A 13917-nucleotide genomic window follows, 5' to 3' on the forward strand; every position below is an offset into this window, starting at 1 on the left:
GCCTCTTGAAACCTATACCCTGTAGGGGTATATAGAGCGCATGCGCGACGACATCAAGACATCCTGTCAGAAACGTTTGAGCCGGATCGAGGGGCAGGTCAGGGGCCTGTCCAAGATGGTCGAGGACAACCGCTACTGCATCGACATCGTGACGCAGATCTCGGCTGTCAGGGCGGCGCTCCGCCGCGTCGAGGAGGAGATTTTGCGCGACCACGTCGCGCATTGCGTCGAGCACGCCATCGCCTCCGGCGACAAGGCCGACCAGCGGCAGAAGATTGCCGAGCTGATGGACGTGATCGGCCGGTCGGATCGCTGAGCGGGTCGCGCTCGCTTAGACCGCAACCCTCCGCCGACGTGCGGCCACGCGCGGCGCTAGCTTTCGCACGGGTTCGGCGACGAGAAAATGCTCGTTGACCACGAGCCGTTCGCTGACCTTCTCGATCGTCACTTCCGCAGCCGCAGCCGGCTGCGGCGCCTCTTCGTCAGCCGCCTGAGGAACGAGCGGCGGCGCTGTGATGGCTCCTGGAAACACGGCGAATTCGCCCGCTACCTCCGCGAGCGGCTTCTGCTTGTCGGCCCAATGGAGAGTCGTGTAGTCGAAGCCGTTGACGATGGTCGGCTTGACGATCTCGAAATAGGGCGAGATGTCGAAATCGCGCGGCATGTACAGCGAGGAATCGCGGATGTGCAGGATCTCGCGCTTGGCGCGCCGCGACGGTGCCCGCGTGATCTTCGGCAGGATCGGATAGCGCACCGCGTCGAACGCCTGCGCGATCAATGCCGAGCAGATCATCTTGGTCGGATCGCCGGAGCCCAGCGCGATCATGCGCCGCCGCCAGCGCTGCGGGATCGGCATCGGGATCAAATAGCGCATCAGGTCAATGATGTTCTTGGTGTCGTAGCCGAAGCCGATGCGGTTGATGGCGTAGCGGCACACCGTGTGCCGGTCCTCGAAGGTCAGCCCGACCGGGCGGCACACGCGGGTGTGATAGTCGAAATATTTCGACAGCGGCGCCGAGATCACGCCGTCGCCGACATAGGCCTCGACCAGAACATGCGGCTCGCCGTCAGGCTCGACGGCGCCGTCGATCGGACCGACATAGAGCGCGGCATGCGACCAGGTCGACTGCGTGAGATATTTGATGATGCCGGAGATGCGGCTGTTGCCTTCGACCAGCAGCACGTCGCCGGGCTGCATGTCCTTGCGAAGGTAGTCGGGATCGCTCGGGGTGAACGGCTCGTAGCCCGGTATCTCCTTCTGGAGATAGGCGGCAATCAGCTTGCCGATCTGATCGAGCACGATACCCATGACGCTCCCCGGTCGACCTTGTCCGGCCGCCTGCTTTCCCTTCTTCCATGATGGTCGATTGCGGTTGCAATTTGGTTCATAGTCGAACTGATTTAGACGGTATGGGATTTACCATCCCCGTTGCCGCAGCGCGGCGGATGCGGCAAAATTCGGCGCAAACGCGCTTTTCAAAGCTTTCGGAAACCATGTCATGAGCTTCACGCGCCGCGGCTTCCTTTCCGCTTCCGCGGCGCTGGCCGCCATGCCCCTCGTCGGCCGCCCAGCGTGGGCTGCGGTTCCGCACGAGGCTGACATTGTCGTGATCGGGGCGGGGGCGGCCGGCATCGCCGCGGCGCGCCGCATCGCGGCGGCCAACCGCAAGGTCGTCCTGCTCGAAGCGTCGTCGCAGATCGGCGGCCGCTGCAGCACCGATGCCGCGACATTCGGTGTGCCGTTCGATCGTGGCGCGCGCTGGCTGCTCAATGCCGACAGCAACCCGATCGGCAAGCTCGCCCGCGGCGTCGGCCTCGACGTCGTGGCCGCGCCGGTCGGCCAGAAGATCCGCGTCGGCCGGCGCAATGCGCGGCCGGGCGAAACCGAGCAGTTCCTGGCGGGCCTGGTGCGCGCCAACCGCGCCATCGACGAGGCCTCGCGCGGCAAGATCGATGTGTCCTGTGCCGCGGCCCTGCCGAAGGATCTCGGCGACTGGACGGGCACCACCGCCTTCGTGCTCGGCGCCAGCGCGACCGGCAAGGACGTCGCTGATCTCTCGGTCATGGACAAGGCGCGCGCCCAGGATCGCAGTGCGCCGCTCGCCTGCCGCCAGGGCCTTGGCACGCTCGTCAGCAAGCTCGGCGAGCAGCTGCCGGTTGCACTGTCGACCCCGGCGACGCGCATCGTGTGGAGCAACCGCGACGTCGCGGTGGAAACGCCGTCGGGGCGCATCGCGACCCGGGCGGTGATTCTCACGGTCTCGACCAACGTGCTGACCTCAGGCGCGATCAAATTTGCGCCCGAGCTGCCGAAGCGTCAGCTCGACGCCGCAGCAAAGCTCAGCCTCGGCAGCACCGATCACATCGCGCTGATGCTCTCGGGCAATCCGCTCGGCCTGTCGCGTGACGAGGTCATCGTCGAGCAGAGCAATTCGAACCGCACCGGTCTGTTGCTCGCCAATATCGGCGGCTCGTCGCTGTGCACCGTGGATGTCGCCGGTTCGTTCGGTCGCGACCTCTCAGCCCAAGGCGAAGCGGCCATGACCGCGTTCGCCAAGGAGTGGATCGGCAAGCTGTTCGGCAGCGAAGCCGCCGCTGCGGTGAAGTCCTCCGCGGCCACGCGCTGGAACCAGGTGCCGGGCGTGCTCGGTGCGATGTCGGCGGCGGCGCCTGGCAGCCAAGGCGCCCGCAGGATCCTCAGCGAGCCCTTGGGGCCGCTGTTTCTCGCCGGCGAAGCCACGCATGAGACGCTGTGGGGCACGGTCGACGGCGCCTGGGATTCCGGCGAGCGCGCCGCAGAAGCTGCGCTGCGCCGGATCGGCGCGTTGAAGGATCCCGAGTCCGAACAGAGCGAGCGGCCGCGCAACCGTCGCCGCAAGGGTCGTGCCTCGCCGGAGGATTGAGCCGAACGACTTTACTTTGACGGCTGTAGGGTGGGCAAAGCCGCAGCCGTGCTGTGTCCGCGTTCGAGATCGCTGTGGCGTCGTGCCCACCATCCTGCTGATGAGTTCGCGGCTCGACGGTGGACATGCTGCCGCCTGGCGGCGGCTGCTTTGTCCACCCTACACCGGCAACTTCAACTCCATCAGGTCCTTCGCGACGATGATGCGGCCCGTGTAGTTCTTCTTGACGTCGCGCGTCCAATCCTCGTCGGTGACCTCGGGATCGTCGCCGGGAACGAAGTGGCTGAGCACCAGCACCTTCACGCCGGCCGCAGCGGCGATGCGGCCGACGTCCTCGGTGGTGGTATGGCTTTCGAGCAGATGCTTTTTCAGCGTCGATCCGTTCTTCGTCTTCAGCACGAGCCGGTCGACGGCCGGCACGTACAGGCATTCGTGCACGAGCACGTCGGCGCCCCTGGCGAAGTCAGCGAGCTTGGGGTTGTAGGCGGTGTCGCTGGAGAACACGATCGTGCCGTCCGGCGTCTCGAACTTGTAGGCGAAATTGTCGGTGATCGGCGGATGCGGCGTGCGGAACGCGGTCACCGTGACGTCCGCCGTCTTCAGGACGACGCCATCGTCGTCGATGTCTTTCGCAATCAGCAGCGGCCGTGGATCGGGGCGGCCCTCGTCCTCGATGCGGGTGTCGACATCGAACTTGTTGGTTGTCCAGAAGCTCCTGGTCATCGCCTCCAGCCCCTTCGGTCCGAACGACTGGATGGGTGTCGACAAGCCTGCGGCCCAGGCATTGTAGACCAGGTTGCCGTATTCGAGATTGTGATCGGAATGATGGTGACTGATCAGAATGTATTTCACGGACGGGATCGGCACGCCGGCATTGACGAGCTGGCGGCTGACGCCCATGCCGCAATCGATCACGAAGGGCGTCCCATTCACGACCACGAGATTGGCGGGATTGGAGGCACCGACGCCGACCCGCGGGCCACCTTTTGTGCCGAGGAAGACGATACGCGTGCCGGTCTTCGTGCCCTGGTTCGTACCCTGGGCGAACGCCGATGGCGCTGCGATGGCGCCAGCGGTTCCCAACGCAAGCGTCAACATGGTTCGGCGATTGATCACGACGTCCTCCCGATCGGTCTCGTTGCGGGGAAGCTAGCCGCGTCCGAGCAGGCCGTCGAGAGCCGGCAGACCGACGATCACAGCGATGGCGATCAGCGCGTAGCAGATGCTGCGGAACACCCGCTCGCTGGCGCGGCCGAACAGCGAGGCGCCCAGGGCTACTCCAAGCGCGTAGACGGGACCGATCAGGAGCGAGAGCTTCAGCGAGTCCCAGGTGATCAGCCCGCTCGCCGCATAGCTGATCATCGCGAAGCAATCCGAGGCGCCGAAGAACAGCACGATGTTGGCGCGCGCAATCTTCGACGGGATCTGACGTCCCAGCCAATAGCCGACGATCGGTGGACCTCCGGTCTGGGCCACGCCGCTGCAGAAGCCCGAGACGGCACCGACCGCAACCGAGAGCGCCGTGTGGTCCTTGCCGCGATAGCGCCAGCCCGAGATCAGCAGTGCGAGCAGCGCGATCACGAAGCCGGTAATGATCCAGCGCACGGTGACCGGATCGAGCCGGCTGAGGAAGTACGTGCCCACGGGCACGCCGACCAGCGCGCCCGCAACGATCACGGCGGTCGCCCTGCGGTCGGCCTCGCGCCAGGCGTTGGGCACGGTCGGTGCCATCGAGACGAAGTCGATCACTAGCAGCAAGGGCGCAACGAGGCGCGGCGTCGCGAAGCTGCTCGCCAGCGGCATGAAGATCAGCGCCGCGCCGAAGCCGGAGAAGCCCCGCGCGGTCGCGGCGATCAAGGCAACGATCGCCAATGCGATCGTCGTGAACAGGCTGAGATCGGCAGGGATGAGGCCGGAGAGGCTCATCCGCGCAACGTGCCGCCGGTCTTCTTGGCGATGTCGGCTGTGATCTTCGCTGCGACCGCGTCGATCTCCTCGTCCGTCATCGTCTTGTCCCGCGGCTGCAGGGTCACCGCGATCGCGACCGACTTCTTGCCGTCGTCGATGCCCTTGCCTTCGTAGACGTCGAACACAGTGACATCGGTGATCAGCTTCTTGTCGACACCCTGCGCCGCCCTCACGATGTCGCCGGCCTTGACCTTGCGATCGACGATGAAGGCGAAGTCGCGCGATACCGGCTGGAAGGCGGAGAGGTCGAGCACCGGCTTGGCCCGTGTCGGCTTCGCCTTCGCCGCCGGAATCCGATCGAGGATGACCTCGAAGGCGACGAGCGGACCATCGGCCTTCAGCGCCTCGAGCGTGCGCGGGTGCAACTCGCCGAAATGGCCGAGCACGTTTTGCGGTCCCATCTGGATCGTGCCGGAGCGGCCCGGATGCATCCAGGCCGGCCCGCCGGAGACGATCTGCAGCGATGCCATCGGCGCGCCGGCCGCGGCCAGCACAGCCAGTGCATCGGCCTTCGCGTCATACGCGTTCGCCGCTTGCGATCCGGTCCAATGCCGGCCGAGACCCCTCGACGACGCGATCCCGCGGCGAATGCCGCTCGCGGCCATGAACTGATCCTCCGGCCGATCGCCCTTGAAGATCTGCCCGACCTCGAAGATCGCGGCATCGCCGAAGCCGCGATCGGCATTGGCCTGCACGGTGGCAATGAGACCCGCCAGCAGGCTCGGCCGCATGTCGGAGAGATCGGCGGCGATCGGATTGGCGAGCGCAAGCTCGGCCTTGCCGCCGCCGAACAATTCAGCCGCCGGCTTGGAGATGAACGACCAGGTCACGGCCTCGACCATGCCGCGCGCCGCCAGCGCGCGCTTGGCGCGCCGGGTGCGCAGCTGCAGCGGGGTCAGCACCGGCTTGCGCGGGGCATCGCCGCGCTCGAACGGCGTCATCGGCACCTTGTCGACGCCGACGATGCGCACGACTTCCTCGACGAGGTCGGCCTTGCCGTGGATGTCGCTGCGCCACGAGGGCACTGCCACCTTCACCACCGGGCCGTTGCCAGCGACGACGAAGCCGAGATGCGTCAGGATCCGCCGCACCTCGGTGAACGGGACCTCAATGCCGGCCAGACGCTTCACCTCGGTGAGCGGGAAGTCGATGATGCGGTCGTCGCCGAACGGGTTCCCGACGACGACATTCTCCGACGGCGAGCCGCCGCACAGCTCGAGCACGAGCCTGGTCGCCATCTCCAGGCCCGGCACCATGAAGGCCGGATCGACGCCGCGCTCGAAGCGGTAGCGCGCGTCGGAGTTGATGCCGAGCTTGCGGCCGGTCTGGGCGATGTTGATCTCATTCCACAGCGCCGATTCGATCAGCACGTCGGTGGTGTTTTCGTCGCAGCCCGAGGCTTCGCCGCCCATGATGCCGGCGAGCGATTCGACGCCGGCATCGTCGTCGATGACGCACATCGCGTTGTCGAGCGTGTAGGTGCGGCCGTCCAGCGCGAGCAGGGTCTCGCCGTCGCGGGCGCGGCGGACGACCAGATTGCCCTTCACCTTCTTGGCGTCGAACACGTGCAGCGGCCGCGCGCGGTCGAACGTCATGTAGTTGGTGATGTCGACCAGCGCGTTGATCGGGCGCAGCCCGATCGAGGTCAGGCGCTGCTGCAGCCATTTCGGCGACGGGCCGTTCTTGACGCCGCGCACCAGCCGCAATGCAAAGCCGGGGCACAGTTTCTCGTCTTCCACCGCGACCTTCACGGGGCAGGGGAATTCGCCCTTGATCGGCTTGATGCCGGGGTCCTTGAGCTTGCCCATGTCGGCGGCGGCGAGATCGCGCGCGATGCCGTGCACGCCGGTGCAGTCCTGGCGGTTCGGCGTCAGGTTGATCTCGAACATGGGGTCGCCGAGCCCGGCCCATTCCGCATAGGGCTTGCCGATCGGCGCATCGGCCGGCAGCTCCATGATGCCGTCGTGATCATCGGAAATCTGCAATTCGGCCGCCGAGCACAGCATGCCGCGGCTCTCGACGCCTCTGATAGTGCCGACCGACAGCGTGATGTTCTTGCCGGGGATGTAGGTGCCGGGCGGCGAGAACACCGAGACGAGGCCGGTGCGCGCGTTCGGCGCGCCGCACACCACCTGCACCGGTGCGCCACCGTCGCCGGTGTCGACCATGCAGACGCGCAAGCGGTCCGCATTCGGATGCTGCTCGGCGGACACGACGCGCGCGATTCTGTAGGGCGCGAGCAGCTTCGCCTTGTCCTCGAGATGCTCGACCTCGAGGCCGATCATGGTGAGCTTCTCGGCAAGCTTCTCGACGGGCTCGTCGGTGTCGAGATGATCCTTCAGCCACGACAGTGTGAATTTCATGATGCAATCCTGCGATCGGCAAAGACCTCGACAAGGCGGAAGCGCTCACACATCAACATCATGGTGTCGCTGAACTTGCCCAGTCGGGTGAAGTAGGTGCGGTGCGCTTGGCGCCAGTGGTTCAAGCTGCGGTCGCCTTCGCCCTCTTCAAAGGCGAAGGCGGCGTCAACCTCGTCGAAGCGGCGATAGCTGACCTCGGTGGTTTCGATCACGCAGCGCGGCTCGCCCCGACCGTCGAGAACGATCCAGCGCTCGCGCGGCGTGGAGGTGTTGGGCTCGTCCTCGGTGCTGCAGGTCGCCGTCTTGACGCCCTTGATGACAAGGTCGAGCAATTCATCGGCAAGCTCCGGACCATCGCCGAACGCGAACGTCCTCAAGCCGCGATAGGCTTCGGGGACTGTCTCGAGGTTCACGAGCTCAACCCTCCGGCCAAGGTCGGCACCTCCAGCGGCTTGAAGCCGTAGTGCGACAGCCAGCGGACGTCGCCTTCGAACAACTGGCGCAAGTCGCTCATGCCGTATTTCAGCATCGCGATGCGGTCGATGCCCATGCCCCAGGCAAAACCCTGGTACTCGTCGGGATCGATGCCGCAGGCGCGGAGCACGTTCGGATGCACCATGCCGCAGCCGAGAATCTCCAGCCAGTCCTCGCCCTCGCCGAAGCGGATCTCGCCCTTGTCGCGGCGGCACTGGATGTCGACCTCGAGCGATGGCTCGGTGAACGGGAAGAACGACGGCCGGAATTTCATGTTGATGTGGTCGACCTCGAAGAACGCCTTGCAGAACTCGTGCAGGATCCATTTGAGGTGGCCGAGATGCGAGCCCTTGTCGATGACCAGGCCCTCGACCTGGTGGAATTGCGGCGTGTGGGTCGCGTCCGAATCGATGCGGTAGGTGCGGCCCGGGCAGATCACGCGGATCGGCGGCTTCTGGCTCAGCATCGTGCGCACCTGCACCGGCGAGGTGTGGGTGCGCAACAGCATGCGCGAGCCGTCCGGCTTCGGATTGAAGAAGAACGTGTCGTGCATCTCGCGCGCCGGATGGCCTTCCGGGAAGTTCAGCTTGGTGAAGTTGTAGTCGTCGGTCTCGACGTCCGGACCCTCGGCGATCGAGAAGCCCATGTCGGCGAAGATCGTCGTCAGCTCGTCCATCACCTGGCTGAGCGGATGGATGCGCCCGGTCTCGGCCGGCGTGTCCTGCAGCGGCAAGGTGACGTCGATGGTCTCCGCGGCCAGCCGCGCATCAAGCGCGGCTGATTTCAGCACCTCGCGGCGCGCGGTCAGCGCCTGCGTGACCTTGTCCTTGGCGAGGTTGATCGCCGCGCCTTGCGTCTTGCGCTCGTCCGGCGACATCTTGCCGAGGGTGGCCAGCAGCGCCGAGATCGAGCCCTTCTTGCCGAGGGCTGCAACGCGGACCGCCTCCAGCGCGGCTTCGTCGCTGGCGGCGGCGATCTGGTCGAGGATCGAGGTTTCGAGCGTAGCGAGGTCGGACACGGGCAAATCTCCGCGGGACAAAAGGCGGCTGGGTTGTCGCCGCGCGGGCGACAAGGGTCAAGCGAAAGCAGGCAGGCAAAGCCGGCAAGCAAAGCCGTGTATTGCGCCGGATAGCAAAAAGCGGCCGAGATCATCGGCCGCTTTTGAAATCCTCGCGATGGTGAGGCGATCAGGCGGCGAGCGCCGCCTTGGCCTTCACAACGATCGCCTCGAACGCGGCGGGTTCGTTGATCGCGAGATCCGACAGCACCTTGCGGTCGACGGTGATGCCGGACTTGGACAGGCCGTCGATAAATCGGCTGTAGGTGAGCTCGAACGGGCGCACGGCGGCGTTCAGGCGCTGGATCCAGAGCGCGCGGAAGGTGCGCTTCTTGCGCTTGCGATCGCGGAACGCATACTGGCCAGCCTTCTCGACGGCCTGCTTGGCGGTGCGGATCGTGTTCTTGCGGCGGCCGTAATAGCCCTTGGCGGCCTTGAAGACTTTCTTGTGCTTGGCGTGGGCGGTCACACCGCGTTTGACGCGAGACATGCCGGGTATCCTTAGGGTTCAGAGATGACGATCAGCCGCGGCTTTGATGCGGCCAGGGTTTCGGAAGCGAGAGGCCGGTCAGGCGTTCGGCAAGAAGTACTTCTTGACGTTGTCGCCGTCGGTCTTGAACAGCACGCGGGTACCGCGCAGCTGCCGGATCTGCTTCTTCGTCCGCTTGATCATGCCGTGGCGCTTGCCGCGCTGGGCGTGCATCACTTTGCCGGTGGCAGTCACCTTGAAGCGCTTTTTGGCGCCGGATTTGGTCTTCAGCTTGGGCATTTGGCTCTCCTTCATGCCAACGGCAAGCCGCCCGCGAGAGCGGCGCCATCCGGCGAAATTGCTCGTTAGAGCGTTGATTGTGCTCAGGTTTCGGATCCAAACCAGGACCCACCCGCACAGGGTCATCGCCACGGCAGCCCTTGATCAGCCGGGCGACGAAGGCCGCGCTTATGCCAGAGACGATGGCGCTTGGCAACGTCGAACCACGGAATCAGCTATTCCGACCCATGTTCAGCCACCCCCAGCCGAGGTTTTGCTCCATGGCCCGCATCATCCGCTTCGCCGCCTGCGCCGCCGTCCTGACGGTCGCCGCGTTGTCGCATCCCGCCCCGGCGCGTGCCGCCGGCTTCGACGGCGCCTGGACTGTCCTGATCATCACCGAGGCCGGCAGTTGCGACCAGGGCTACAGCTTCCCGCTACAGATCAGCGGCGGCCGGGTGACCTCGACCGGATCCGCCAACGTCACTGGCGCCGTCGGCCGCGGCGGGGCCGTCACGGTCCGGGTGTCCCAGGGCGGTTCTTACGCCAGCGGTACCGGGCGGTTGGGGGCGACGTCCGGCTTTGGCCGCTGGAGCGGAAAAGGCGGATCCGGGACCTGCAGCGGGCGGTGGCAGGCGACGCGGTCCTGACCGGCCATAAGGAAAAGCCCGCCAATCGCGTGGCGGGCCCGGTTGGCGCATCGGTATCTGGCGGCTAGCGCGGGGCCAGCACCATGACGACCTGACGGCCCTCGAACCTGGCGTCCTGCTCGACCTTGGCGAACGCCGCCACGTCGGACTTGACCTTGTCGAGCAGCTTGGTGCCGATCTCCTGGTGCGCCATTTCGCGGCCGCGATAGCGCAGCGTGATCTTGACCTTGTCGCCCTCTTCGAAGAAGCGCTGCATCGCCCGCATCTTCACGTCGTAGTCGTGATCATCGATCATCGGGCGGAGCTTGATCTCCTTGATCTCGACGACCTTCTGCTTCTTGCGGGCCTCGGCGGCCTTCTTCTGCGCCGAATACTTATACTTCCCGTAGTCCATGATCTTACAGACGGGAGGATTGTTGTTCGGCGAAATCTCGACCAGGTCCATGCCTGCTTCGATGGCCATCCTGATCGCAACCACGGTCTCGACCGTGCCACGGTTGGTGCCTTCGGCGTCGATCAGCTGGATCTGCGCATTGCGAATCTCATCATTGGTGCGCGGCCCGTCTTTGACGGCAGCGGGCGGGGCTCGATTAGGGCGGCGAATGGGTAGTTCTCCAAGGTTGTGGAAGAAGGCGGCTACTTTGAAGGAAGATGCCCTTGCGGGCAAGGTCGCTGGCGTCCGGTGCGTCGAATTTCCGCCCGGCCATCGCTGCGCTTGCGTCGCACGCGCAGGACTTCGGCTTGATCGTGCATTCCCCCAAACAGACCATCTGGCCAGAAAATGACGATCAAACTCGCGCGTTCTGGGCCTTTTTGGTTCCGCCGGGGGACATAGAGTGCGCCGCGCGCTTTCGCAAGCGGCAGCGTCTGGCTGCCCCAATTGACGGCAGCGGCCGGTTCGCCCACACAACGTCCGACACCGAGTAACGATCCATGAACCAAGCTGTCGAATCTGCCGATTCTCCCGCCTTCATCGCCGTCGGCACCGGCGACCAGTCGCGCCAGATCGCGGTGCGGGCGCGTCCTGGCAACCCGCCCGGGCTGTTCTGGCTGGGCGGCTTCAATTCCGACATGAAGGGCACCAAGGCACTGGCGCTCGACGCCTGGGCAGCCGAGCGCGGCCGTGCCTGTGTCCGCTTCGACTATTCCGGGCATGGCGAATCGGGCGGCCGCTTCGTCGACGGCACCATCGGCCGCTGGCTCGAGGAGAGCGTCGCGGTGTTCCGCCAGGTCTGCCGCGGGCCGCAGGTCGTGATCGGCTCCTCGATGGGCGGCTGGATGGCGCTGCTGCTGGCGCGCGCGCTGCTCCAAGAGCCGGCGGAAGCGACGCTGGCCGGCCTGGTCCTGATCGCTCCGGCGCCCGATTTCACCGAGGAACTGATGTGGAAGGGTTTTGCTCCGGAGATCCGCCAGGAGATCGAGGCCAATGGCGTGTGGATGCGGCCCTCCGAGTACGGCGAGCCGTATCCGATCACGAGGGCGCTGATCGAGGACGGCCGCAACCATCTGCTGCTCGGCGGCGCCATCAATGTCGGCTGCCCCGTGCGCATCCTGCAGGGCGCACAGGACCCCGACGTGCCCTGGCAGCATGCCTTTGCCCTGGCGCACCGGCTGCCCGCCGACGACGTGGTGCTGACCATGATCCAGGACGGCGACCACCGGCTGTCGCGGCCGCAGGACATCGCCCGCATGCTGGCGGCGGTCGGCGAGATCGGCTGACCTCAGCATCGCATCTGCCACTCTGCGCGGACATCACCGTCGGCCTCGGAGCCCAGCGCGGCCTCGGCCCGCTGCGCGAATGCGGCTTCGTCGAGCAACTGGCTCAGCGCCCAGGCGGCTGCACCGCGGACCAGCGGATTCGGGTCGGCCGCGAGTCGCTCGGCCGCCGGCACCAGCGCCGCATCGCCGGAGTTGCCGATCGCAATCAGCACGTTGCGCAGGAAGCGGTCGCGGCCGATGCGCTTGATCGGCGACTTCGTGAACAGCGCCCGGAACGCGGCATTGTCGAGCGCGGCCAAATCCGCCAGCGACGGCGCACGCAGCGCGTCGCGGGCCGCCAGCTTGGCCTCGCGCCCCTCTTGCGCGAATTTGTTCCAAGGGCAGGCGGCGAGGCAGTCGTCGCAGCCATAGATGCGGTTGCCCATGGCCTTGCGGAACTCGCGCGGGATCGGCCCCTTGTTCTCGATCGTGAGATACGAGATGCAGCGCCGCGCATCGAGGCTGTACGGGGCCGGGAACGCCGCCGTCGGGCAGCTGTCGAGACAGGCCCGGCACGAGCCGCAATGATCCCGCTCCGGCGCATCCGCCGGCCAATCGAGCGTGGTGTAGATCGCGCCGAGGAACAGCCAGGAGCCGAAGCCTGATGACACCAGGTTGGTGTGCTTGCCCTGCCAGCCCAGCCCGGCCGCTTCCGCCAGCGGCTTCTCCATCACGGCGGCGGTGTCGACGAACACCTTCACGTCGCAGCCGGCCTGCGCGACCAGCCAGCGGGCGAGCGTCTTGAGGTTCTTCTTGATGACGTCGTGATAGTCGTCGCCGCGGGCATAGACCGAGATCGCGGCGCGGCTGCGCTCAGCGAGGATCGCGCGCGGGTCCTCGCTCGGGCCGTAGTTGACGCCGAGCATGATCACCGAGCGCACCTCGCGCCACAGCGTCGCCGGATCGGTGCGCCGCCCTGGCTCGCGCGCCAGCCAGTCCATGTCGCCGTGCTGCCCGGATGCGATGAAGCGCTCGAAGGCTGTGGCGCGCTCGTGGCTGATCACCGGCGCGGTGATGCCGACGCAGTCGAAGCCGAGCCTCAACGCTTCGGCAGCCAGCGCCGCTTTCAGGGCGTCTGGCGCGTCACCGCTCAGAAGTCGAGGTCCACATAGGTCCGCGACGCCGGCACGCCCGCCAGCCAGTCGGAGAGCAGCGGCCGGAACGACGGCCGCGACTTCACCCGCGCGTACCACGCCTTCGCCGCGTCGTCCTCGATCCATGGCACGTCGCCCAGATAGTCGATCGCCGACAGATGCGCGGCGGCGGCGAGGTCGGCATAGGTCAGGCGGTCGCCGGCCAGGAAATTGCGCCGCTGCGCCAGCCAGCCGATATAGGCGAGATGGTAGCGCACATTGGTCTTGGCGGCGCGAATCACGTCGGTCGCCGGCGGCCCGCCGCCATCCTCCTCGTTCATGAAGCGCTTGTAGATGCGCTCGGTCACCAGCAGGTTCGAGGCCTCCTCGAAGAACTTATCGTTGAACCACGCCATCAGCCGGCGCACCTCGATGCGCTCGGCCGGCGAGGCCGGCATCAGCCGCCGGTCGCCCATCTCGAGCCCGCAGGTCTCGTCGAGAAACTCGGCGATCACGCCGACCCCGGGCACCGCCGGCATGCCCTCGACCGACAGCACCGGCGTGGTTCCCGCCGGATTGAGCACCAGAAACGGCTCACGGCGCTCCCAGGCGCGTTCCTCCACCAGGCGCAGATCGAGCCCGTATTCGCCGAGCACCAGCCGGACGAAGCGCGAATGCGGGCAGAAGGGGTGGTGGTAGAGCGTGTACATGGAGCCTTTCGACGATTCCGCGGCGGCCTGCGCTTAACGAACAATCAACCATCGGTTCGCACCGGGGCCTGGTCCCGATACCGGCGCACGGGCGGCGTTGCGAATCGGACCATTAGCGCATGGTCGGTGAAAGTGTAAGCAGGAGGGCGACGGGCCGGCATGCGGGATATGACGTTCCACGGACGCCTCATCAACGCGCCGGATACGCCGTCC

At 66.3% G+C, this 13917-nt stretch carries 15 protein-coding genes; 4 read left to right on the forward strand and 11 right to left on the reverse strand.

From position 1 onward, the window contains the following. Positions 1-40: 40 nt before the first annotated feature. Complete coding sequence (locus QQL87_RS12855; RefSeq protein WP_015663319.1) at positions 41-316, forward strand: metal-sensitive transcriptional regulator; 276 nt, start codon at positions 41-43, stop codon at positions 314-316. A 15-nt stretch (positions 317-331) separates the two neighbouring features. On the opposite strand, the gene QQL87_RS12860 is transcribed toward QQL87_RS12855, so the two are convergent. Continuing rightward, positions 332-1309, reverse strand: a complete 978-nt coding sequence (locus QQL87_RS12860; protein ID WP_284418515.1) for a YiiX/YebB-like N1pC/P60 family cysteine hydrolase — start codon at positions 1307-1309, stop codon at positions 332-334. 190 nt (positions 1310-1499) lie between these two features. On the opposite strand from QQL87_RS12860, the gene QQL87_RS12865 reads away from it, so the two are divergent. Continuing rightward, positions 1500-2903, forward strand: coding sequence for a flavin monoamine oxidase family protein (locus QQL87_RS12865; protein WP_284418516.1), 1404 nt, complete (start codon positions 1500-1502; stop codon positions 2901-2903). Between the two features lie 159 nt (positions 2904-3062). Here the strand turns inward: QQL87_RS12865 and QQL87_RS12870 are convergent, their stop codons facing one another. The 7 genes from QQL87_RS12870 to rpmI all read right to left on the reverse strand — a co-directional run bounded on the left by QQL87_RS12870 (position 3063) and on the right by rpmI (position 9534). After that, on the reverse strand, positions 3063-4019 hold the full coding sequence (locus tag QQL87_RS12870; protein WP_284418517.1) for an MBL fold metallo-hydrolase: 957 nt from the start codon (positions 4017-4019) through the stop codon (positions 3063-3065). Positions 4020-4052: 33 nt separating this feature from the next. Next, positions 4053-4829 (reverse strand): sulfite exporter TauE/SafE family protein, encoded by a 777-nt coding sequence (locus tag QQL87_RS12875; protein ID WP_284418518.1) that lies wholly within the window; start codon positions 4827-4829, stop codon positions 4053-4055. After that, a complete protein-coding gene (gene pheT / locus QQL87_RS12880; protein ID WP_284418520.1) occupies positions 4826-7234 on the reverse strand; it encodes a phenylalanine--tRNA ligase subunit beta in 2409 nt (802 codons plus the stop codon). The genes QQL87_RS12875 and pheT overlap by 4 nt, the downstream gene beginning before the upstream one ends. Continuing rightward, positions 7231-7647: an ASCH domain-containing protein gene (locus QQL87_RS12885; RefSeq protein WP_284418521.1), complete on the reverse strand. Its 417-nt coding sequence runs from the start codon at positions 7645-7647 to the stop codon at positions 7231-7233. The genes pheT and QQL87_RS12885 overlap by 4 nt, the downstream gene beginning before the upstream one ends. Further along, on the reverse strand, positions 7644-8726 hold the full coding sequence (pheS, locus tag QQL87_RS12890; protein WP_284418522.1) for a phenylalanine--tRNA ligase subunit alpha: 1083 nt from the start codon (positions 8724-8726) through the stop codon (positions 7644-7646). The genes QQL87_RS12885 and pheS overlap by 4 nt, the downstream gene beginning before the upstream one ends. A 169-nt stretch (positions 8727-8895) precedes the next feature. Beyond that, positions 8896-9255, reverse strand: coding sequence for a 50S ribosomal protein L20 (gene rplT, locus QQL87_RS12895; protein ID WP_172113603.1), 360 nt, complete (start codon positions 9253-9255; stop codon positions 8896-8898). A gap of 78 nt (positions 9256-9333) precedes the next feature. Further along, positions 9334-9534: a 50S ribosomal protein L35 gene (gene rpmI / locus QQL87_RS12900; RefSeq protein ID WP_008539890.1), complete on the reverse strand. Its 201-nt coding sequence runs from the start codon at positions 9532-9534 to the stop codon at positions 9334-9336. A 260-nt stretch (positions 9535-9794) separates the two neighbouring features. On the opposite strand from rpmI, the gene QQL87_RS12905 reads away from it, so the two are divergent. After that, a complete protein-coding gene (locus QQL87_RS12905; protein WP_284418523.1) occupies positions 9795-10163 on the forward strand; it encodes a hypothetical protein in 369 nt (122 codons plus the stop codon). 64 nt (positions 10164-10227) lie between these two features. On the opposite strand, the gene infC is transcribed toward QQL87_RS12905, so the two are convergent. Then, on the reverse strand, positions 10228-10767 hold the full coding sequence (gene infC / locus QQL87_RS12910) for a translation initiation factor IF-3 (RefSeq protein WP_284418646.1): 540 nt from the start codon (positions 10765-10767) through the stop codon (positions 10228-10230). A gap of 329 nt (positions 10768-11096) precedes the next feature. Here infC and QQL87_RS12915 point away from each other — a divergent pair, with 329 nt between their 5' ends. Next, positions 11097-11882 carry an alpha/beta hydrolase gene (locus QQL87_RS12915; RefSeq protein ID WP_284418524.1) on the forward strand — a complete coding sequence of 262 codons (786 nt, stop codon included), beginning with the start codon at positions 11097-11099 and terminating at the stop codon, positions 11880-11882. Between the two features lie 2 nt (positions 11883-11884). Here QQL87_RS12915 and queG read toward each other — a convergent pair whose 3' ends face one another. Continuing rightward, entirely contained in the window at positions 11885-13063 is a 1179-nt protein-coding gene (queG, locus tag QQL87_RS12920; protein ID WP_284418647.1) for a tRNA epoxyqueuosine(34) reductase QueG, read from the reverse strand. After that, positions 13012-13704 carry a glutathione S-transferase family protein gene (locus tag QQL87_RS12925; protein ID WP_284418525.1) on the reverse strand — a complete coding sequence of 231 codons (693 nt, stop codon included), beginning with the start codon at positions 13702-13704 and terminating at the stop codon, positions 13012-13014. Before QQL87_RS12925 ends, queG begins: the two co-directional genes overlap by 52 nt. Positions 13705-13917: the final 213 nt, after the last annotated feature.

This window comes from Bradyrhizobium sp. SSBR45G (assembly GCF_030159255.1).
In the GTDB taxonomy this organism is placed as follows: domain Bacteria; phylum Pseudomonadota; class Alphaproteobacteria; order Rhizobiales; family Xanthobacteraceae; genus Bradyrhizobium.